General features: G+C 61.6%; 20 protein-coding genes. 9 read left to right on the top strand and 11 right to left on the bottom strand.

Features of this window, described 5'->3' with window-relative positions; genetic code table 11:
• Positions 1-272: 272 nt before the first annotated feature.
• Positions 273-635, top strand: a complete 363-nt coding sequence (locus AAHE99_RS16785; protein WP_342118501.1) for a hypothetical protein — start codon at positions 273-275, stop codon at positions 633-635.
• Complete coding sequence (locus AAHE99_RS16780) at positions 632-1,093, top strand: hypothetical protein (protein ID WP_342118500.1); 462 nt, start codon at positions 632-634, stop codon at positions 1,091-1,093. Before AAHE99_RS16785 ends, AAHE99_RS16780 begins: the two co-directional genes overlap by 4 nt.
• A gap of 29 nt (positions 1,094-1,122) precedes the next feature.
• Here the strand turns inward: AAHE99_RS16780 and AAHE99_RS16775 are convergent, their stop codons facing one another.
• The gene (locus AAHE99_RS16775; protein WP_342118499.1) at positions 1,123-2,619 is read right to left on the bottom strand and encodes a leucyl aminopeptidase; all 1,497 of its coding nucleotides are present in this window, start codon (positions 2,617-2,619) and stop codon (positions 1,123-1,125) included.
• Positions 2,620-2,661: 42 nt separating this feature from the next.
• Between AAHE99_RS16775 and lptF the strand changes: the two genes are divergently transcribed.
• The 3 genes from lptF to AAHE99_RS16760 are packed head-to-tail and all read left to right on the top strand — an operon-like array spanning position 2,662 to position 5,328.
• Positions 2,662-3,777, top strand: coding sequence for an LPS export ABC transporter permease LptF (gene lptF / locus AAHE99_RS16770; protein ID WP_342118498.1), 1,116 nt, complete (start codon positions 2,662-2,664; stop codon positions 3,775-3,777).
• Entirely contained in the window at positions 3,774-4,943 is a 1,170-nt protein-coding gene (gene lptG / locus AAHE99_RS16765; RefSeq protein WP_342118497.1) for an LPS export ABC transporter permease LptG, read from the top strand. The genes lptF and lptG overlap by 4 nt, the downstream gene beginning before the upstream one ends.
• 1 nt (position 4,944) lies before the next feature.
• Positions 4,945-5,328 carry a sirohydrochlorin chelatase gene (locus AAHE99_RS16760; RefSeq protein WP_342118496.1) on the top strand — a complete coding sequence of 128 codons (384 nt, stop codon included), beginning with the start codon at positions 4,945-4,947 and terminating at the stop codon, positions 5,326-5,328.
• Here the strand turns inward: AAHE99_RS16760 and AAHE99_RS16755 are convergent.
• The 7 genes from AAHE99_RS16755 to AAHE99_RS16725 form a co-directional block, all read right to left on the bottom strand.
• Entirely contained in the window at positions 5,292-6,044 is a 753-nt protein-coding gene (locus AAHE99_RS16755) for a hypothetical protein (RefSeq protein ID WP_342118495.1), read from the bottom strand. The two genes, AAHE99_RS16760 and AAHE99_RS16755, sit on opposite strands and share 37 nt — an antisense overlap.
• An 82-nt stretch (positions 6,045-6,126) precedes the next feature.
• The gene (cobA, locus tag AAHE99_RS16750; RefSeq protein ID WP_342118494.1) at positions 6,127-6,843 is read right to left on the bottom strand and encodes a uroporphyrinogen-III C-methyltransferase; all 717 of its coding nucleotides are present in this window, start codon (positions 6,841-6,843) and stop codon (positions 6,127-6,129) included.
• Between the two features lie 23 nt (positions 6,844-6,866).
• On the bottom strand, positions 6,867-8,174 hold the full coding sequence (locus AAHE99_RS16745; RefSeq protein ID WP_342118493.1) for a sulfate adenylyltransferase subunit 1: 1,308 nt from the start codon (positions 8,172-8,174) through the stop codon (positions 6,867-6,869).
• Positions 8,174-9,097, bottom strand: coding sequence for a sulfate adenylyltransferase subunit CysD (gene cysD, locus AAHE99_RS16740; protein ID WP_342118492.1), 924 nt, complete (start codon positions 9,095-9,097; stop codon positions 8,174-8,176). The genes AAHE99_RS16745 and cysD overlap by 1 nt, the downstream gene beginning before the upstream one ends.
• Positions 9,098-9,099: 2 nt before the next feature.
• Positions 9,100-9,813, bottom strand: a complete 714-nt coding sequence (locus tag AAHE99_RS16735; protein WP_342118491.1) for a phosphoadenylyl-sulfate reductase — start codon at positions 9,811-9,813, stop codon at positions 9,100-9,102.
• A gap of 2 nt (positions 9,814-9,815) precedes the next feature.
• Entirely contained in the window at positions 9,816-10,388 is a 573-nt protein-coding gene (locus AAHE99_RS16730; protein ID WP_342118490.1) for a DUF934 domain-containing protein, read from the bottom strand.
• On the bottom strand, positions 10,381-12,072 hold the full coding sequence (locus tag AAHE99_RS16725) for a nitrite/sulfite reductase (protein ID WP_342118489.1): 1,692 nt from the start codon (positions 12,070-12,072) through the stop codon (positions 10,381-10,383). The genes AAHE99_RS16730 and AAHE99_RS16725 overlap by 8 nt, the downstream gene beginning before the upstream one ends.
• 148 nt (positions 12,073-12,220) lie before the next feature.
• On the opposite strand from AAHE99_RS16725, the gene AAHE99_RS16720 reads away from it, so the two are divergent.
• From AAHE99_RS16720 to torT, 4 genes are all read left to right on the top strand, one after another.
• Positions 12,221-13,162, top strand: coding sequence for a CysB family HTH-type transcriptional regulator (locus AAHE99_RS16720; RefSeq protein WP_342118488.1), 942 nt, complete (start codon positions 12,221-12,223; stop codon positions 13,160-13,162).
• On the top strand, positions 13,159-13,611 hold the full coding sequence (locus AAHE99_RS16715) for a hypothetical protein (RefSeq protein ID WP_342118487.1): 453 nt from the start codon (positions 13,159-13,161) through the stop codon (positions 13,609-13,611). The genes AAHE99_RS16720 and AAHE99_RS16715 overlap by 4 nt, the downstream gene beginning before the upstream one ends.
• An 89-nt stretch (positions 13,612-13,700) precedes the next feature.
• A complete protein-coding gene (locus AAHE99_RS16710; protein ID WP_342118486.1) occupies positions 13,701-14,777 on the top strand; it encodes a porin in 1,077 nt (358 codons plus the stop codon).
• Positions 14,778-14,900: 123 nt separating this feature from the next.
• Positions 14,901-15,911 (top strand): TMAO reductase system periplasmic protein TorT, encoded by a 1,011-nt coding sequence (gene torT / locus AAHE99_RS16705; RefSeq protein ID WP_342118485.1) that lies wholly within the window; start codon positions 14,901-14,903, stop codon positions 15,909-15,911.
• On the opposite strand, the gene AAHE99_RS16700 is transcribed toward torT, so the two are convergent.
• From AAHE99_RS16700 to AAHE99_RS16690, 3 genes are all read right to left on the bottom strand, one after another.
• Positions 15,874-16,596, bottom strand: coding sequence for a sensor histidine kinase (locus AAHE99_RS16700; RefSeq protein ID WP_342118484.1), 723 nt, complete (start codon positions 16,594-16,596; stop codon positions 15,874-15,876). The two genes, torT and AAHE99_RS16700, sit on opposite strands and share 38 nt — an antisense overlap.
• 71 nt (positions 16,597-16,667) lie before the next feature.
• Positions 16,668-17,435 carry a LytR/AlgR family response regulator transcription factor gene (locus AAHE99_RS16695; RefSeq protein WP_342118483.1) on the bottom strand — a complete coding sequence of 256 codons (768 nt, stop codon included), beginning with the start codon at positions 17,433-17,435 and terminating at the stop codon, positions 16,668-16,670.
• A 64-nt stretch (positions 17,436-17,499) separates the two neighbouring features.
• A complete protein-coding gene (locus AAHE99_RS16690) occupies positions 17,500-18,888 on the bottom strand; it encodes a sensor histidine kinase (protein ID WP_342118482.1) in 1,389 nt (462 codons plus the stop codon).
• Positions 18,889-19,163 lie beyond the last annotated feature (275 nt).

Here is a 19,163-nt window from a genome sequence, read left to right as displayed (position 1 = left end):
GTAGTGTCATCAAAATTGCGCTTTCTTGTAGCAAAAAGGGCGCAGCGAAAAAAAAATTTCCAATAGTGCTTCATAGTTATCAGATTGGTACTAAAATTACGCTATCAACAACCGTAAACGTAATTAGACAAACAGGTTGGTATCGAAGTTGTTTCCTCGAAGCTGGGTATTTTTGCTTATTTGCAACGGATAGAGTATTGCCGTACGTCAATAAGTGGTAATATACGGAAACTAATTCCGATTTAACAGGCACTGCACATTAAAGGAATAACATGCGATCTGCATTCGAAGCATGGGCGCAAAAGGACGGTCAGATCGTCCGCCGGCGCGAAGACAAGCCAGACGAGTATCTGGTCTACGAAACGCAACGTCGTTGGCTGATTTGGCAAGCGGCGCTGGAACATGGCAAGTCGCCAGCTGGCCGCAAGTCGGCCAAGGAAGCGACGGCGGCACGCGCTGCCACGGCCTCGGCCCAGCGACCAGTTGCTATGGCTACAGCCGACGCAGAAGTGCGTAACCAAGTCCTGAACGAAGTCCTCGACGCGTTCCAGGGGCTGGGTGGTGGCGGGGGCATGGACGATATCATGCACGTCATCCAGGGCCTCAAGCAGAAAAAAGCCCAATCGGGCGAATGAGTCTGCCATTCAGGCTGAGCCGAGCCGCGTCCGCTGCCCTGGCCGCAGCGGCGTTGGGCGGTTGCGCAACCCTGTTCGATTCGACTGAGCAGACGGTACTCGTGCAGACTGTGCTGGACCACCAGCAGGTGTCCGGTATCGGCTGCGTACTGTCGAACGATAAGGGGCGCTGGTTTGTCACTTCTCCCGGGCGGGTGACGGTGCACAAGAGCACCCAGCCGCTCGTGGTCGACTGTCGCCGCGAGGATGTCTGGGCCTTCGATCAGATCGAAGCGCGCCAGAATGCATCCAAGTGGGGCAATATCATCTTTACGCTGGGCGCGGGCCAGTATGTCGACAAGCAGACTGGCGCCGGGTTCGACCTGCCATCCACGCTGACAGTGATCCTGCAGCGCGGGGAGGGCGCCGCCGCACGCGGTGCACCGCCGCAGCAACCGTCACCGACGTCCATCTATTAAAAAAGCCAGGTTCCCCCGGCTTTTTTTTATCAGCCTGCGCGGCCGATCAGGAAGTTGGCCAGCAGCGGGACTGGACGGCCGGTCGCGCCTTTCGCGCCACCCGATTTCCAGGCGGTGCCGGCGATATCGACGTGCGCCCATGGATACTTGCGGGTGAAGTTTTCCAGGAAGGCGGCAGCGGTGCAGGATGCGCCGCCAGGGGTGCCGATATTGGCCAGGTCGGCGAAGTTGGACTTCAGCTGCTCGTTGTACTGCTCGCCGATCGGCAGGCGCCATGCGGTGTCGCCGGTGGCTTTGCCGGATGCCAGCAGGGCGTCCGCCAGCGCGTTGCCGGCGTCGTCGTCACGGGCGAAGATGCCGCTGTTGTGGTGGCCCAGGGCCACGATGCAGGCGCCGGTCAGGGTCGCCACGTCGATCACGGCGGCCGGGTTGAAGCGCTCAGCGTAGGTCAGCGCGTCGCACAGGATCAGGCGGCCTTCGGCGTCGGTGTTCAGGATCTCGATGGTCAGGCCGTTCATCGAGGTGACGATGTCGCCCGGCTTGGTGGCGCGGCCGGAAGGCATGTTTTCGCAAGCGGCCACGATGCCGATCACGTTGGACTTCAGGCCCATCTCGCCGATCGCGCGGAAGGTTCCCAGCACGGAGCCGGCGCCGCACATATCGTATTTCATCTCATCCATGCCAGGACCGGCCTTGATCGAGATGCCGCCGGTGTCGAAGGTGATGCCTTTGCCCACCAGGACGGTCGGGGCTTCCTTGGCCTTGCCGCCTTTGTGCTTCAGGACGATGAATTTAGGCGCCTGCTCGGAGCCGTTGGTGACGGACAGGAAGGAACCCATCTTCAGGGCTTCCATCTGCTTGCGGTCCAGGATTTCGACTTCAAAGCCGAAGTCCTTGGCCAGCTTCTTGGCGGTGTTGGCCAGGTAGGTCGGGGTGCAGACGTTGGCCGACAGGTTGCCCAGGTCCTTGGTCAGCTCCATGCCGTTGGCGATGGCGACCGCCTGCGACAGCGCCAGCTTGGTAGCGGCGGTATTAGCGACGGCCAGGGCGACTTTCTTAGGGCCGGTCCAGGCTGGGTCTTTCTTGGATTTCTGTACGTCGGTGCGGTACACGGCTTCGCGGCCGGCGATGACGGCGGTGCGGATAGCCCAGTTGACGTCGCGGCCTTTCACTTCATCCAGTGGCAGTGCGATAATAGCGTCCGTCGAAGCCACGGTGCCCAGCGCCTTGATGGCGGCGCCGAGAGCGGAGGCGATGGCTTTTTCGGCGACGGCTTCGTCGCTGCCCAGGCCTACCAGCAGCACGCGCTCGGCGGCCGCGCCCTTCAGGCCGCGCAGCAGCAGGGTGGTGCCGGCTTTGCCGGTGATGTCGCCGGACTTCAGCGCTGCAGTGATTTCACCGGCGCTGTCGAGGGCTTTAGCCGCTTTCGAGAGTTTCTTGTTTTCGAAGACGCCGACCACGACGCAGCCGCTCTTGGCGGTGGCGATGGTGTTCTTGGCGTCGAATGCTTTTATGCTAAAGTCCATTTGGTTTCTCCTTAATTTTGTAGAACGAATTATAAACGTCGAATGATTTTCCATCGCGCCCTCCGCCGTGAGCTGGTCAGCTCTGCCGGGGCTTCCTTTACGGTTCTGTTCTCGATCCTTCTGACGTGGACCCTGATCAAAATTCTCGGGCAAGCCGCCGGCGGTAAGGTTGCGCCTGGCGATGTCATCGCGCTTATTGCGTTCGCAGCCCTGAATTATCTGCCAATTGTCCTGATTTTCACCAGTTTTATTTCCGTGTTAATGGTGGTAACCCGCATCTACAAGGATTCGGAGATGGTGGTGTGGTTTGCGTCCGGTGTCAGCCTGACCCGTTTCATCAAGCCGGTGCTGATGTATGCCTTGCCCCTGATCGTGACGACCGGCGTGCTCAGTTTCTATGCAACCCCGTGGGCGCGCTCGAAAAGCGCGGAGTACGTGGACCGTTTCGCCAAGCGCGAAGACTTGCAGAAGGTGTCGCCGGGGCAGTTCAAGGAATCCTCCTCGGCCAACCGCATCTTCTTTGTTGAAGGCGTGTCGGGCAGCAGCGCCGTGGTGCGCAATGTGTTCGTCAACCAGGTCGATGCCAAGGGCACCTCCGTGGTCGTTGCCAGCGAGGGTGTGATCGAGACGCTGCCATCGGGCGACCGCCACCTGGTATTGAAAAACGGCCGCCGCTACCAGGGCAAGCCGGGCGACGCCGATTTCCAGAGCATGGAATTTGAGCGCTACAGCATGCGGGTGTCGCAGCAGGCGTCGGAGTCGGGCGGGCAGAAGGAAGTCAGGTCCTTGCCGACCATGGAGCTGGTGGCGGCAGGCAGCGAGCCGGCCAAGGCAGAATTGATGTGGCGCCTGTCGCAGCCGCTGGCATGCGCGGCGCTGGTGATGCTTGCGATTCCGCTTGGCTTTGTTAATCCGCGCGCCGGTAGTGCCGCCAACCTGATTATTGCGGTGCTGATCTTCTTCACTTATAACAACCTGATCACGGTGATTGAATCCGGTATCCGCCGCGGCAAGTTCAACTTCGGCATGTCCTGGTGGCCGCTGCATTTGGGCATGGCTGTCACCGTGCTGGCGCTGTTCGCCTGGCGTTTGAACGTGAACCACCGCTACCATCCGCGCGCCCTGTGGGCGGCCTTCAAGCGCGGAGGCGGAAAATGAAGATCCTGCAGCGCTATTTCTTTGTCTCGATCCTGCAGTCGGTGGCGTTCGCGCTGGCCGCGCTGCTCGGCCTGCAAGCCTTCTTCGACCTGACCGGCGAGCTGCCGGTGGTGGGCAAGAACGGCTACGGCATGGAGCACGCGGCCTTGTTCACGCTGGCCATGATCCCGCAGCACGTGAATGAGGTGCTGCCGGTGGCGGCGCTGATCGGCACCATCTATACGATGGCGCAGTTTGCTTCGACATCGGAATTCACGATCATGCGTGCGGCATCGATGTCCACGCGCATGGCCGCCGTTATGGTCGGCAAGGTTGGCGTGGTGCTGGTTGCCATCGCTTTCATCTTCGGCGAGCTGGTGACGCCGCGCCTGGCGCCGCTGGCGGAGAAACTGCGCCTGACCGGGCGCGGTGCGACGGTGTCGTCGGAGTTCCGCTCCGGTATGTGGACCAAGGACATTATCAAGAGCGAGGGCATGACCGGCGTCACGCTGGGTACGCGCTTCTTCAATGTGCGCGAGGTGCGCTCGGACGGCCAGCTGATCGATGTCAAGCTGTATGACTTCGATACCGCTTTCCGCCTGCGCACCATGACCCTGGCGAAGACCGCCGTCTTCGAGGGCAAAAACACCTGGCGCCTGAACGAGGTGACCGAGAATATCTTCAGCAACCCGGCCCTGGCCGTGGAAGGCGCGGAAGCCAACCTGGCCAATAACTTTGCCCAGGCATCCGGCGCGGTGGAGATCAAGCAGTACGCTACCAAGGAGCTGATCTCCGAAATCACGCCGAAGATCCTGTCGGTGTCGCGCTCCGATCCCGAGCGCATGTCGGCAGCCGAACTTGCGGTCTACACGCGCCACCTGCAGGAGAACAAGCAGGGCACGGAGCGCTTCAAGATCGCCTTCTGGAAAAAGCTGTTCGACCCGCTGGCGATCTTCGTGCTGATGGCGCTGGCGCTGCCTTTCGCCTACCTGCACACCCGCGCCGGCGGCGTGAGCCTGAAGATCTTCATCGGCATCATGATCGGCGTCAGCTTCCTGCTGGTGAATACGCTGTTCTCGCATATCGGCCTGCTGTCGGCGCTGCCGGCCTTCCTCACCGCGCTGATGCCTAGCTTGCTGTATCTGCTGCTGGCGCTGGCCGCGCTTTACTGGGTGGAGCGGCACTAGCATGGGCGGCCGGGCACTGGTGCTGTTTGCGCACGGCGCGCGTTCCGCCAGCTGGGCGGCGCCGTTCGAGCGCCTGCGTGACATGGTCGCCGCACGTGCGCCGGATGTCGACGTGTCGCTGGCTTTCCTGGAGCTGATGTCGCCGCGCCTGCCGGAGCGGGTGGCGGACTTGGCCGCGAAGGGCGTGGATGATGTGACGGTGGTGCCGGTATTCCTGGGGCAGGGCGGCCATGTGCTGCGTGACCTGCCGCTGCTCCTGGATGAGATGCGCCTGGCGCATCCGGGTGTCGCGATCCGCGCCGTGGGCGCGGTGGGCGAGGACCCGGACGTGCTCAGGGCGATGACGGATTACTGCTTGTCTTCCTTGCCTTCGCCTTTGGCGTGAGCCACCATGGCGGCGATGGTGCTGCCGGGATTTTCGAATTCACGCTGGACGGCGTCGCGCAAAGCGTCCGATTTCAAAGCTTCCAGGGCGGCGCTGCTGGCCTTGGCCACTTCTTCATCTTCGCCCAGGCGGCGCAGCACTTCCACTACCAGGCGTACTTCCTTGGCGTAGTTCAGCACGAAGGCCAGCAGTTGCGGGGCGGATGAGGTGTTGCCGCGCTTGGCCATTTCTGCGGCGAAGTCGTTGACGCGGGTGGCCAGGGCGGTGATGCGGGCTACCGGGTCGGGCAGGTAGCGGCGCGCCAGCTGGAAGTCTTCCACCGCGACCAGGGCAGGCAGGGCCAGGTCGGCGCAGTCCTTGGCCAGGTCGGGCAGCTGGATGTCCAGTTGGGTGAACAGTTCGTGGGTGGCGCGGTCGTCGCCCAGGGCGCTGTTGATGGCGCTGACGTCCTGGAAGAGCCCGAGGGTGGCGGCGCCGTTCAGGATGCGCTGGGTGTCGCGGTCGCGGATCGCCTGCAGGGCGCGGCGGGCCAGGGGAAATTGTTCGGCCAGGTAGATCCAGTCGCGCAGCGCGAAGGACAGGCGGACGCCGGCCAGGCCTGGGTCTTCTTCGAGCGCGTGCTCATGGAACCACAGGTGGTCGCGCAGGGCGTCTTCGTATTTGCCTGCCAGGCGTGCGTTGCGGGCGCGCTCCAGGATGTCGTGGGCTTGGCTCATCTTTTACCTCTCTTTTTGCGAGGTCGGTATTTTACGCCCAAACCGGTAAACCGGTACCTGACCCTGCGGTTCAGGTACCGGTTTACCGGTTCTGGTGCGCCCGCGCCGCCATGGCGTTGCCCAGCATGACCAGCACCGGCCCATGCGCGGCCGGCAAACCATGCGCCAACTCGGCCAGGGTGATGCGCTCAATCCGCTGGTCCGGGCGAGAAACATTCTCAATCACCACCACCGGCGTCTCCGGCGCGCGTCCCTGCGCCAGCAGGTTGGTGGCAGTCGCAATCGCCTCGCGGCCGCCCATGTATTGGACCAGCGTGTCGGTGGAAGGGATCGTCAGCTCTTCCGGATGCCCCGGCGCTGTGGAGGAGGTAAAGAAGGCCACACTGCGCGCCACCCCTCGCTTGGTCAGCGGCTGCAGGGTGGCGGCTGCGGCAGCAACAGCGGTGGTGATGCCGGGAACGACTTCGACCTCGATGCCGTGCTTCTCCAGCGCCGACAATTCCTCGTCGGCGCGGCCAAACAGCATCGGATCGCCGCCCTTGAGCCGCACGACCAGCTGATAGCGTGCCGCGCATTCAACCAGTTGCTGGTTGATGAATTCCTGCGCGGCCGAACGCTGGCCGGCCCGTTTGCCGACCGAGATTTTCTCGGCCTGCGGGCATAGTTCCAGCATTTCCGCTGTCACCAGCGCGTCGTACAGCACCACATCGGCCTGGGCCAGCAGGCGTGCGCCACGCATGGTGATCAAGTCCTGCGCCCCGGGTCCAGCTCCAATCAGATACACCTTCCCGTATGGCATTGCGCAGGCTCCTTGGCGATGAATTACTCGCCGAGGCGGATCATGCCGGCGGCGACTGTCTGGTGCGTGACTTCATCGATCAGGATGAAGGCGCCGGTGGCGCGGATGTCCGAGTAGGCATCGGCCGCCAGCGGCTGCTGCACGGTGAGCGCAATGCGCGCCACGTCGTTCAGCTTCAACGCCTCTGCATCGTGCCGCTGCTGGGTGTTGATGTCAAGGATCGAGTCGATTTTCGTGATCTTGGCGGCGGTCTGCTTGGTGCCGTGCTTGATCCAGTACTTGCGGCGCAGGTCCAGCGGCTCCTCCGACAGCCAGCACACATCGGCGCTGACTTGCTTGAGCAGGGTGGCCGGCTGCGCGCTGGAGGCCAGCAGGTCGCCGCGCGACACGTCCACGTATTCTTCCAGCACGATGGTGACCGACTGGCCGGCGGAGGCGAACGGGATCGAGCCGTCGAAAGTGACGATCTCTTTCACCGTGGCGCTTTGGCCGGAAGGCTGCACCACCAGCTTGTCGCCTACCGCGACGCTGCCTGCTTCAATGCGGCCCATGTAGCCGCGGAAGTCGTTTGCTTCGTGGCCGTTGTGGCGCGCTACCAGCTGCACCGGGAAGCGGAAGGAGGAAGCGTGCGACTCGTCGTACACCGACAGGTCTTCCAGCAGCTCGATCAGGGTAGGGCCCTGGTACCAGCCCATGCGCTCGCTCTTTTCGACCACATTGTCGCCGGCCAGTGCGGACAGCGGCAGGGTGGTCACGTGCTTGATGCCCAGGGTGTCTGCGAATTCGCGGTAGGCCTTGACGATGCGCTCATAGACGTCCTGGTCGTAATTCACCAGGTCCATCTTGTTCACGGCCACCACCACGTGCTCGATCTGCAGCAGGTGGGCGATGGTGGAGTGGCGCTTGGTCTGGATCAGCAGGTCCACGCCGCCGTCTTCGCGCAGCTTCACTTTCGACACGTCGACCAGGATGATCACGGCGTCGGCGGTGGAGGCGCCGGTTACCATATTGCGGGTGTACTGCTCGTGGCCCGGGGTGTCGGCGATGATGAATTTGCGCTTCGGCGTGGCGAAGTAGCGGTAGGCCACGTCGATGGTGATGCCTTGTTCGCGCTCGGCTTCCAGGCCGTCGGTCAGCAGGGACAGGTCGATGGTGTCGCCTACGGTGCGCTTATGCTTGGCGCGCGATACGGCAGCCAGCTGGTCGGCGAAGATGCCCTTGCTGTCGAACAGCAGGCGGCCGATCAGGGTGCTCTTGCCGTCGTCGACGGAGCCGGCGGTGATGAAGCGCAGCAGGTTACGCTGGTTCAGGTTGTCGTTCAGTGCGTTCATCAGAAATATCCTTGCTTCTTGCGTTTTTCCATCGATGCTTCGGAGGTCTGGTCGTCCATCCGGGTGGCGCCGCGTTCAGTAACTTCGGTGACAGCGGTTTCGGCAATGATCGAATCCACGTCGGCTGCGTCGGAAGCTACAGGGCAGGTGCAGGAGATGTCGCCCACGGTGCGGAAGCGCACCACGCGGGTTTCGACGGTCTCGCCTTCACGCGCCGGGGTCAGGTCGGTCAGCGGCACCAGCAGGCCGTTGCGCGGGATCACCTGGCGCTCGTGCGCGAAGTAGATCGATGGCAGGGCCAGTTTTTCGCGGGCGATGTACTGCCACACATCCAGCTCGGTCCAGTTCGAGATCGGGAACACGCGCATGTTCTCGCCTGGGTGGACGCGGGTGTTATACAGGTCCCACAGTTCCGGGCGCTGCGCCTTCGGGTCCCATTGGCCGAATTCGTCGCGGAAGGAAAAGATACGCTCCTTGGCGCGGGCTTTTTCCTCGTCGCGGCGGGCGCCGCCGATGCAGGCGTCGAAGCCGTGTTCGGCGATGGTTTCCAGCAGCGTCACGGCTTGCGCCGCATTGCGCGAGTCGGTCTGCGGATTACGCAGGCGCACGGTGCCCTTCTTGATCGATTCTTCGACGGAGCCGACGATCAGGCGCTCGCCCAGTTCGGCCACGCGGCGGTCGCGGAATTCGATCACTTCCTGGAAGTTGTGGCCGGTGTCGATGTGCACCAGCGGGAAGGGGAATTTACCAGGACGGAAGGCCTTCTCGGCGATGCGCAGCAGGACCACGGAATCCTTGCCGCCGCTGAACAGCAGGGCTGGATTCGAGCATTCGGCTGCGACCTCGCGCATGATGTGGATCGCTTCCGATTCCAGCGCGTCCAGGTGGCGCGAATTGACTTGTTGTTCTACCAGTGCGTTCATGTTCAGGCTACTTTCTTAATTCGGACCAATTTGCCGTCGACCAGGTGCAGGCCGCATTCCTTCGATTCCGGTTTTTCCCACCACCAGCGGCCGGCGCGGACATCTTCGCCCGGCTGGATGGCGCGGGTGCACGGTTCGCAGCCGATGGAAGGGAAGCCCTGGTCATGCAGCGGGTTGTATGGCACTTCGTTGCCGCGGATGTATTCCCAGACTTCCTCTTCCGACCAGTCGGCCAGGGGATTGAACTTCTGCATGCCGTGCGCGGCGTCGTCTTCCTGCACCGACAGCTCGGCGCGGGTGCTCGATTGCGCGCGGCGCTGGCCGGTGACCCAGGCTTTCTTGCCTTGCAGCGCGCGGCCCAGCGGTTCGACCTTGCGGATACGGCAGCATTCCTTGCGCAGCTCAACGCTGTCGTAGAAGGCGTTGTGGCCGAACTTGATAATGTGGTCGGTGACGGCTGCCGTCACCGGGCGATACAGGGCGATCTCGTAGCCATAGCGTTCGCGCACGCGGTCCACCATGCCCAGGGTTTCCTTGTGCAGGCGGCCGGTTTCCAGCGAGAAGATGCCGATCGGCAGGCCTGCCTTCAAAATCAGGTCGGTCAGGACCATGTCTTCCGCCGCCAGGCTGGAGGCGAATACCGCCGGCGAATAGTCTTGGGCAATACGTTCCAGCGTGGCGAGCGTCTGTCCGACGCGGGCTGCGAGTTCGCTCATGTTCAGGCTCCGGTTGCGGCGGTGGCTGGGGCAGGGCGGGCGTGGCGGCGGAACAGCGGCACGCGCTGGTCGACCGATGCCTGGTAGGTTTCGCTGAAGACGGTCAGGCCTTTCAGTGCGTCCTCAATGCTGCGGTCAGGGCGGGTGTCGTAGGCGTCGAAGCCGACGCGCTGCATGGAGAACAGCTGGTCGCGCAGCACGTCGCCGATGGCGCGCAGCTCGCCGGTCCAGCCCAGGCGCGAACGCAGGTTCCAGGCGTGCGAGTAGCCGCGGCCATCGGTGAATTTCGGGAAGTCGACAGCCACCAGCGCCAGGCGCGGCAGGTCGTCGCGCAGGGCGCGTGGATCGTCGTCAGGCGCCAGCCAGACGCCGATCTCGCCGGCGTCGGCGCGGGCGGACAGCGCGTCGCGCTGCGCCAGCCAGGCCGCCAGCGGCACGATCACGCGGCCGGCAGGCACCGCCAGCGCGGCCACGGTGGCCGCATCGGCCTCGGCGCCGTCTTCGGCAGCCGGTGCGCGCAGCAGGTTCCAGTCGTCGGCCACGATTTCGCGGCCCTTGATGATTTGCTTAGGCATATTCGTCTTCTCCTACCAGGCGGCCAGCGGTTTCAATCGGGGTGGCGTACACAAATTCCTTGAACGGGGCGATGCCCAGGCGCTGCGCGGTATCGACGAAGCGTTCTTCTTCCGTGCGTTCGCGGACATACACTTGCAGCAGGCGGTCGATCACTTCCGGCATTTGCGAAGCCGAGAACGACGGGCCGATGATCTTGCCGATCGCGGAGTTGTTGCCCTGCGCGCCGCCAATCGACACCTGATACCATTCGCTGCCATCCTTATCCACGCCCAGCACGCCGATATTGCCGACGTGGTGGTGGCCGCAAGCGTTGATGCAGCCCGAGATGTTCAGCTCGAAGTCGCCGATGTCGTGCAGGAAGTCGATGCGGTCGAAGCGCTCCGCAATCGCTTGTGCAATCGGGATCGACTTGGCATTGGCCAGCGAGCAGAAATCGCCGCCAGGGCAGCAGATAATGTCGGTCAGCAGGCCAATGTTCGGCGTTGCCAGGCCTTGCGCCTTGATCTCTTGCCACAGGTCGAACAATTGCGACTGCTCGACGTCGGCCAGTACGATGTTCTGTTCGTGCGTCACGCGCAGTTCGGCAAAGCTGTAACGCTCGGCCAGGTCGGCCATGAAGTCCATCTGTTCGGCGGTCGCATCGCCCGGCGGCACGCCGGTCTTCTTCAGCGACAGCACCACAGCGGCGTAGCCCGGCACCTTGTGCGGCTTGACGTTACGCTTCAGCCACAGGCCGAACGCCTTGTTGTCGGCGTGGGCTGCAGCCGGATCGATGGCTGGCAGGGTCTTGTATGCGTGCGGCTGGAAGTAGGCGATGATGCGCTCCATTTCTTCCAGCGTCAGGGTCTGCTCGGTGCCTTTCAGGTCTTCCCATTCCGCTTCCACCTGGCGGGTGAATTCTTCCACGCCCACGGCTTTCAGCAGGATCTTGATACGGGCCTTGTACTTGTTATCGCGGCGGCCGTGCAGGTTATACACGCGCATGATCGCTTCGATATAGGTCAGCATGTGCTCGCGCGGCAGGAACTCACGGATCACGCTGCCCAGGATCGGGGTGCGGCCCATGCCGCCGCCGACCATCACCTTGAAGCCGATTTCGCCGGCTTCGTTCTTCACCACGGTCAGGCCGATATCGTGCACGGCGATGGCGGCACGGTCTTCCACGGCGCCGTTGATGGCGACTTTGAATTTGCGCGGCAGGGCGGCGAACTCAGGGTGGAAGGTGGACCACTGGCGCAGCACCTCGGCGTACGGACGCGGATCGACGATCTCGTCGGCCGCCACACCCGCGAATTCATCGGAGGTCACGTTGCGGATGCAATTGCCCGAGGTCTGGATCGCGTGCATTTCCACGGTTGCCAGGTCGGCCAGGATGTCCGGCGACTCTTCCAGCTTGATCCAGTTGAACTGAATGTTCTGGCGGGTGGTGAAGTGGCCGTAGCCGCGGTCGTATTTGCGCGCGATATGGGCAAACATGCGCATCTGCTTGGACGCCAGCAGGCCGTAAGGTACGGCGATACGCAGCATGTAGGCATGGCGCTGGTTATACAGGCCATTCTGCAGGCGCAGCGGCAGGAATTCGGCCTCGGTCAGCTCATCGTTCAGGCGGCGTTGCACCTGGTCGCGGTATTGCGCGATGCGTTCGCGGACGATGAGGTGGTCGTATTGATCGTATTGATACATAGCTTTCCCAGTAAGGCATGCCCAAAGTGGAATCAATGGTAATAAACTGGGGCCTTATTCCAAACGACATAGTCTTTATTTGCTTATATGCTGATAAGGTATAAGCATCAGCGTAAAATAGCGCTGGGGAGTCCAACGAGAACTAAGAATGAACCTTCACCAACTGCGATTCGTACGGGAAGCCGTGCGTCAAAACTACAACCTGACCGACGCCGCCAAGGCCCTGTTCACGTCCCAGCCGGGCGTTTCCAAGGCGATCATTGAGCTGGAAGAGGAGTTGGGTGTTGATATTTTTACAAGGCATGGCAAGCGCATCCGCGGTCTGACCGAGCCGGGAAGGCTGGTTTTATCGTCGGTCGAGTTGATCATGCAGGAAATCGACAGCCTGAAACGCATCGGCAAGGAATACGCCGCACAGGACTCCGGCAGCTTTACCATCGCCACCACCCACACCCAGGCCCGCTACACGCTGCCGAAAGTGGTGCAGGCCTTCATGCAAAAGTACCCGAAAGTGCGACTTTCGTTGCTTCAGGGTAATCCGAAGCAGATCGCCGAGATGGTGCAGCGCGACCAGGCCGACCTGTGCATCGCCACCGAATCCATCGCGGGCATGGATAACCTGGTGACGTTGCCTTGCTACCAGTGGGAGCACGTGGTGGTGGTGCCGCCCGATCATCCGCTGCTGAAGATCAAGTCGATCACGCTGGAAGAGGTGGCCGAGCATCCCGTGATCACGTATGATGCCGCCTTCGCCGGCCGGTCGCGCATTGACCAGGCCTTCGACAAGCGTGGCCTGAAACCCGATGTCCTGCTGGAAGCCATTGACGCGGACGTGATCAAGACCTACGTTGAACTGGGTATGGGCATCGGCATCATCGCCGGCATGGCCTTCGACCCGGAACGTGACCGCAACCTGCGCGCCATCCCCGCCGGACACCTGTTCGGCATGAATGTGTCGCGCGTGGCAGTCAAGCAAGGCGCGTACCTGCGCTCCTATATATACACCTTCATCGAACTGCTGGCGCCAACCCTGAACCGCAAGCTGATCGAATCGGCGATGAAGGGCGAACATGAGAACTACGAACTGTGATTAACGAAGAAGAACTGTACGAAGTGCGCGAGCACGTGGAAGAACTGCTGGAGGACCATGAGGTCCTGCAGCTGGAAAGCCTCGACCTGGACAGCCTGGACGTCGAGCCGGGGCAGTACACGGCCGTCTACGCGGAGTTCCTGTGGGCCCAGCTGGGCCGCGAAAAGCAGGACAAATTCCTGAAACAATTGCGCGAGAAGGTCGGCAAGGACGTGCTGCTGGTGCTGATGGGCGAAGACTATGTAGACGGCGAAAGCTTCCCGGTGGCGCGCACCGACCAGCACGGAAATACCTACGAGTTCCAGAAAGATGCCGACGGAAACCGCTTCGAAGTGATGAAAAACTACCCGTCCGACAGCTGGCTGCGCAAGCGTTTGGGCATCGCCGCGCGCGAAATTAAGGTGCTTCGTTCGGAATATTACTGGGTTGTGACAAGCCGCCTGAAGTAATTTTTTCCTGTCACATTGTTGAAGTAATTCGAGGGCAATATAGCTGCGTTTGAAACATTTCCCTCAACTTCAACACTGTAGGACAACAAGTGAAAAAACTGACTCTGGCAGCACTGATCATCGGCGGTTTCGCAGCACAAGCCCAAGCTCAATCCAATGTGACCATCTACGGTATCGCCGACGCGGGTATCGTCGGTGAACGCGGCGGCGCCGCCGGCAGTGTCACCAAGGTGACCAGCGGCGTGGGCAACGCTTCCCGTATCGGCTTCCGCGGCGTGGAAGACCTGGGTGGCGGCACTTCCGCCCTGTTCCAGCTGGAAGCCGGCACCAAGATCGATACCGGTGAAACCGACGCAGCGCTGTTCCAGCGCCAGTCTTTCGTGGGCCTGAAAAACAAAGACCTGGGCCAAGTGACCCTGGGCCGCCAGTACACCATGCTGTACAACGCGCTGTCCAAGATCGCTGACCCATTCGGCGCCGGCTTCGCTGGCAACGCCAAGAACCTGTTCGCCACCGGCGGCGCAGGCACCCGCGTGAGCAACTCCATTGTCTACACCTCCCCAACCGTTGAAGGCTTCAGCGCTGACGTGCAGTACGGTATGGGCGAGCAAAACGGCGACAACACCGCCGGCCGTCAACTGGGCTTCGGCCTGAACTACGCACAGGGCCCGCTGAAAGTCTCCCTGGTGCACAACAACAAGAACAACGACACTGCCGCTGTGGGCGCCACCCCGGCCGTGCGTCGTGACCGCGTAAAGAACACCCTGCTGGCCGCCAACTATGACTTCGGCGTGGCCAAGGCTTACTTCGGCTACGAAACCGACAAAGGCGCAGGCAGCTCCCCACTGCCAGTGGCCAATGCGTACGGCTACAAAGTCGCTCCTAAAGCTTCCGCTGACAGCTCGACCCTGCTGCTGGGCGTGGGCGTGAAGGCCGGCATGGGCACCGTTCTGGCTTCCTACATCCGCAAGGACGACAAGCAGAACAACCAGGACGCCAACCAGTTTGGTATCGGCTACCTGCACCCGCTGTCGAAGCGTACCGACCTGTATGCAATGGTTGCCAAGATGAGCGACAAGAACGGCGCCGGCTACACCATCGGCAACAACACCGAAGCCGGCACCGGCGACAAGGCCTACAACCTGGGCGTGCGTCACATCTTCTAAGCAGTTTTGTAGCACCAGCAGTAAGCAGTAATCTCTCTCGAGGTGATTCATGATCTTTGGCGGGTCTTCGGACCCGCCGTTTTTTTTGTTATGCTGGGCGCCATGCGCGCCTTGCTACTTACAATGAGCTTGCTGCCTTCCGCTGTCCTGGCTGCGGAATGGTTTCCGGTCCCTGCGACCATGGATGGCAAGCCTGGCTTGTATTCACCGCTTCCCCGCGCGGCCAGCCCATGGCGCATCTGCGTGCTCCTGCCGCATGCGCGGGACAAATACTGGTGGGGCGTTTCATGGGGCTTGATGGAGGAGGCGGACCGGCTTGGCCTTCGCATCGGCATCTACCAGGCTGGCGGCTATGAATTCCTTGATACCCAGCGCGCGCAGTTCATCTCCTGCATCGAACAGAAGGCCGACGCCATTGTGCTCGGAGCTATTTCCGCCGATGGCCTCAATAAAGAAATCGATATTGCCCGCGCCAAAGGCATTCCCGTGATCGATTTGGTTAACGGCGTGACGAGCAAGGCGGTCACTGCGCGCTCGCTGGTGGATTTTGGCGACATGGCTAACGCCGCCTTGCGCTATCTTGTGGCCGATGCCGGCGGGCGGCCGATCAAGGTGCTCTGGCTACCGGGGCCAAAGGATGCGGGGTGGGTCAATGATGCGGAAGTCGCGCTGCGGCAGCGCCTTGCTGGTCTCAAAATTGAACTGGTCCACGGCGGCTATGCGCCGCCGGATGCCAGCAGCCAGATGGCGCTGGTGCGCAGGCATGTGCAAGCCGCCGCGCCCGACTACGTCCTCGGCAACGCCGTCGCGGCGGAAGTGGCTGCGAACTATGCGCAGTACCAGGCGCCGAAAGGCATTAAAGTGGTCGCCTATTACGCCACCGAGCCCGTGGTGGAGATGGTGAAGGCGGGCAGGGTGCTTGCCGCGCCGAGCGATGGCACGATCCTGCAGGCGCGTATCAGCCTGGATTTGGCTGTGCGTGCCATCGAGAAGAAACCGCACCCGTTCAAGGTTTCGCCAGCGATTGAAGTGCTTGATGCGCAAAGCGTCCAGCAATACGACCTCTCACGCCTCCTCGCGCCCCCATTCAAACGCTTCACCCAACGCCCGCTTCCCCCGCCGTCGCAGAACTAGCCGGCAGCGGAATCCAGATCTCAATCCGCGTCCCGCCATCCCCATCGCCCGCGGCGGTGGCGGGGCTGCTCACTGTCATTTGTCCACGCAGCGAAGCAACGCGCTCGCGCATGCCGAGAAGCCCGAGTCCCCCGGCCTTGGCGCCATCCCCAACCCCGATGCCTCGCCCGTCATCCTTAATCTCCAAAGACAGCTCCCCGCCAGAACAGCGCAGAAGCACCCGCGCAGATCTCGCCCCCGCATGCCGCGCTATATTAGTCAGCGACTCCTGCACCAGCCGATAAACCGCCGTGCTATACCTCTCATCCAGCACAAGTGTATCCGGCGTAGCATCCAGCAAGCAGCAAATCCCAAACCGCTGCTCAAACTCCCGCCGAAGCGACTCCAGTGCAAAATAAAGCCCACCCTCGTCGAGCGCACGAGGGCGCAGATTGCCCGCAATCCGCCGCAACGAACCGATAGCCGTCAGCAGCAACGCATCCATGCTATCCAACAGTGCCCCAGCCTGCGGAGATCCCGCCGGCAGCTGTTTCAAAAGAGTGAGTTCAACCCGCAAGGTGGCCAGCAACTGGCCCAAGTCGTCATGCAGTTCGCGAGAGATATGCGCGCGCTCGTCCTCGCGAATTTCCGCCAAAGCGGAATCGGAAAAACGGCGTCCCTGTTTGCGGTTACGGGGATGTTTCATGTCGGCCTCCTGGCGGCAACAAGCCACCAGGACACCGTATTACATCAAGCCGAGGAGCGGCTTGAGATGGATCACATCTGCTTGAAGAGATGCAGGAAGGAGCGGCTGACCTCCAGCTTATCGCTGCGGCCCTTGATCATCACCAGGTGGCGGCCACGGATATCGCGCGTCACACCTTCAATGGCATTCACATTCACCAGCGTCGCGCGGTGGATCTGCCAAAACAGGGACGGATCAAGTTCTTCCGCCAGATCGCGCACAGGCTTGCGGATCAGCGCCTCGAATTTATCGGTCTGCACGCAGGTGTACTTCTCATCCGAACGGAAGAACAGGATCTCCTCCACCGGAATCATGCGCAGATCCGACCCGATGCTGGCCTGGATCCACTGCAGGTACTTCTGCTTAGGCGACGCAATCTTCTCCGCCAGCTGGCTCAGGATAGCGGCCATATCCGCACCCTGCGCAGCGCTGGCAGCCGGCGAAGAAAGCCGGCTCTTCAAGCGCTCAACCGTGATCTTCAGACGCTCAGGCTCTGGCGGTTTCAGCACATAGTCGACCGCGCCGCGCTCAAACGCCTCCACCGCATAAGCATCGTAAGCGGTGACAAACACCACATTGCTCTTGTTGCCGATCTCGGCGGCAGCCTCCATGCCGGTCTTGCCCGGCATGCGGATGTCCAGGAACGTGAAATCAGGATTCAGTTCATTGACCAGTTCAATGGCTTCATCGCCATTCTTTGCTTCGCCGAGGATTTCCAGTTCAGGCCAGACTTGTTCCAGGCGCATGCGCAGCTGGTCACGCATCAGTCGCTCATCGTCGGCAATAATTGCGGTAGGCATGGTGCTCTAAGTGATGAAATAAGAGGTAGTAATTATTCAATGGATTGCCGCTTTAGGCAATCGCTCATTCTGATCGCGCCAACTGGTAAGGCACCTCGATAATCGCGATCACCCCGCTCGGCTGGTTGGGCTCGATGCGCAGCGACGCCTGGTCGCCATGCAGGAGCTTCAGACGCTCGCGGATATTGGTCAGGCCAAGGCCGGTGCCGGTGCTTGGCTTGGCGCCAAAGCCCAGGCCGTTGTCAGCCACGATCACACGCAGCTTATTGTGCGCCACTTCCGCCCGTACCCGCAGGTAGCCGCCTTCCGGCTTGCCTTCCAGGCCGTGCTTGATCGCGTTCTCAACCATGGACTGCAGCATCATGGGTGGGAACGCCGCAGAGCGCAGGCCATCAGTGATATCGAAGTCGATGGTCAGGCGCTCTTCCATGCGCATTTTCAGCAGCGCCAGGTAAGCTACCACCATGTCCGACTCGCTGCCCAGGCTGCTGGTCAGCTTGTTTTCGCGCATTTGCGGCAGAACCGCGCGCAAGTATTTGATCAGGCTGCGCTGCATCGCCGAGGCCCGCGGAGGATCGGTTTCAATCAAGTGCTCCACCGAAGCGAGCGTATTGAACAGGAAGTGCGGCTCAACCTGAGCCTGCATCATCTGCATCTTTGCTTCACTCAACTGGCGCTGCATGGACTCGCGTTCGGCAGCGGCGGTCGCGACCTGGGCTTCGGCTTCTGCCTTCTTCTTGCCGCCAACCAGGGCCTTCATCGCGAAAAGGGCCAGCAGCAGCAAGGTGATGAAGCTGGTGAACCAGGTTGACGCCTGCTTGTGGTACTTCGAAACCTTTTCCTCAGCAGCGCTGTCTACCGCCTGCTCCAGCGCATTCGACAGTTCCTCGCCGATTTGCGGCGGCAGTTCAATGTGGACTTCCTCGCCCGGCATCGGCGCGGCAGGAGCAGTCGGCGCAACCGGCAACTTGCCCTTGCCAGGCTTTGGCGCGGGTGGTGCCGGCGGCACGGGCACCATTGGCGATTCAGGATTTTCCGGCAGGGCAGGGGCGGCAGCTTCTGCAGCAGCCGCGGCGGCGGCTTCAGCCGCTTGTGCGGATGCCTCCGCGTTGGCCGCGTCGTCACCGGCTTCTGCTGCGCGCGTCTCGGCTTCCGCCGCGCCCTTCTTGATCTTGCCGGCGCGCGGATTGAAGTGGATGCCGCTATCGTCAATCGTAATGTTTGGATCCGCTGTCTTCGTGCGCTTATGCGAGCGCATCGCCATCTCTTCGTTGCGCGATGGCGAGAACAGCTCATCCTGCAGGATCGACGCCGCGATCATCGACAGCGCAGCAAACAGGAAAAATTTCCACCAAGACAACTGAGTGACCCAGCTGGTAATCCCGTCAAAGCCACGGTGCAGCCAGGCCAGGACGGTTTTTGCAGTTTCTTGGGCTTTCGGGGTTGGAAACATTCGCGGCTTTCTATTGAATATGGGGCAAGTGTAGATAACCTTGCGCAAAGCCGCCATAGGTGTGCGACAGAATGCAGAAATCCGGGAATAGAAGATTGCCCTTGCGGACAGTCGGATCGTTTGCTATAGTTCTGTCCCTCGCAACGCAGCACACGCTGCAGAGTGAGAAAAGAAGGGGTTGACGAGCTGCACGATGTACCGCATAATCTCGCCTCTCTGCTGCTGACGAACACAACGCTTCGTCGATAAACGAAAGCAGCGATCTTTAAAAAATC

It is taken from the genome of Pseudoduganella sp. OTU4001, from assembly GCF_038440195.1.
Lineage (GTDB): Bacteria > Pseudomonadota > Gammaproteobacteria > Burkholderiales > Burkholderiaceae_D > Rugamonas.
This window is presented reverse-complemented; position numbering and strand designations above follow the sequence as displayed.

What these genes read in the sequence shown, in the direction of transcription:
- AAHE99_RS16785 (WP_342118501.1), top strand. Translation starts at nt 273, where the DNA reads ATGCGATCTGCATTCGAAGCATGGGCGCAAAAGGACGGTCAGATCGTC.
- AAHE99_RS16780 (WP_342118500.1), top strand. Translation starts at nt 632, where the DNA reads ATGAGTCTGCCATTCAGGCTGAGCCGAGCCGCGTCCGCTGCCCTGGCC.
- AAHE99_RS16775 (WP_342118499.1), bottom strand. Translation starts at nt 2,619, where the DNA reads ATGGACTTTAGCATAAAAGCATTCGACGCCAAGAACACCATCGCCACC.
- lptF (WP_342118498.1), top strand. Translation starts at nt 2,662, where the DNA reads ATGATTTTCCATCGCGCCCTCCGCCGTGAGCTGGTCAGCTCTGCCGGG.
- lptG (WP_342118497.1), top strand. Translation starts at nt 3,774, where the DNA reads ATGAAGATCCTGCAGCGCTATTTCTTTGTCTCGATCCTGCAGTCGGTG.
- AAHE99_RS16760 (WP_342118496.1), top strand. Translation starts at nt 4,945, where the DNA reads ATGGGCGGCCGGGCACTGGTGCTGTTTGCGCACGGCGCGCGTTCCGCC.
- AAHE99_RS16755 (WP_342118495.1), bottom strand. Translation starts at nt 6,044, where the DNA reads ATGAGCCAAGCCCACGACATCCTGGAGCGCGCCCGCAACGCACGCCTG.
- cobA (WP_342118494.1), bottom strand. Translation starts at nt 6,843, where the DNA reads ATGCCATACGGGAAGGTGTATCTGATTGGAGCTGGACCCGGGGCGCAG.
- AAHE99_RS16745 (WP_342118493.1), bottom strand. Translation starts at nt 8,174, where the DNA reads ATGAACGCACTGAACGACAACCTGAACCAGCGTAACCTGCTGCGCTTC.
- cysD (WP_342118492.1), bottom strand. Translation starts at nt 9,097, where the DNA reads ATGAACGCACTGGTAGAACAACAAGTCAATTCGCGCCACCTGGACGCG.
- AAHE99_RS16735 (WP_342118491.1), bottom strand. Translation starts at nt 9,813, where the DNA reads ATGAGCGAACTCGCAGCCCGCGTCGGACAGACGCTCGCCACGCTGGAA.
- AAHE99_RS16730 (WP_342118490.1), bottom strand. Translation starts at nt 10,388, where the DNA reads ATGCCTAAGCAAATCATCAAGGGCCGCGAAATCGTGGCCGACGACTGG.
- AAHE99_RS16725 (WP_342118489.1), bottom strand. Translation starts at nt 12,072, where the DNA reads ATGTATCAATACGATCAATACGACCACCTCATCGTCCGCGAACGCATC.
- AAHE99_RS16720 (WP_342118488.1), top strand. Translation starts at nt 12,221, where the DNA reads ATGAACCTTCACCAACTGCGATTCGTACGGGAAGCCGTGCGTCAAAAC.
- torT (WP_342118485.1), top strand. Translation starts at nt 14,901, where the DNA reads ATGAGCTTGCTGCCTTCCGCTGTCCTGGCTGCGGAATGGTTTCCGGTC.
- AAHE99_RS16700 (WP_342118484.1), bottom strand. Translation starts at nt 16,596, where the DNA reads ATGAAACATCCCCGTAACCGCAAACAGGGACGCCGTTTTTCCGATTCC.
- AAHE99_RS16695 (WP_342118483.1), bottom strand. Translation starts at nt 17,435, where the DNA reads ATGCCTACCGCAATTATTGCCGACGATGAGCGACTGATGCGTGACCAG.
- AAHE99_RS16690 (WP_342118482.1), bottom strand. Translation starts at nt 18,888, where the DNA reads ATGTTTCCAACCCCGAAAGCCCAAGAAACTGCAAAAACCGTCCTGGCC.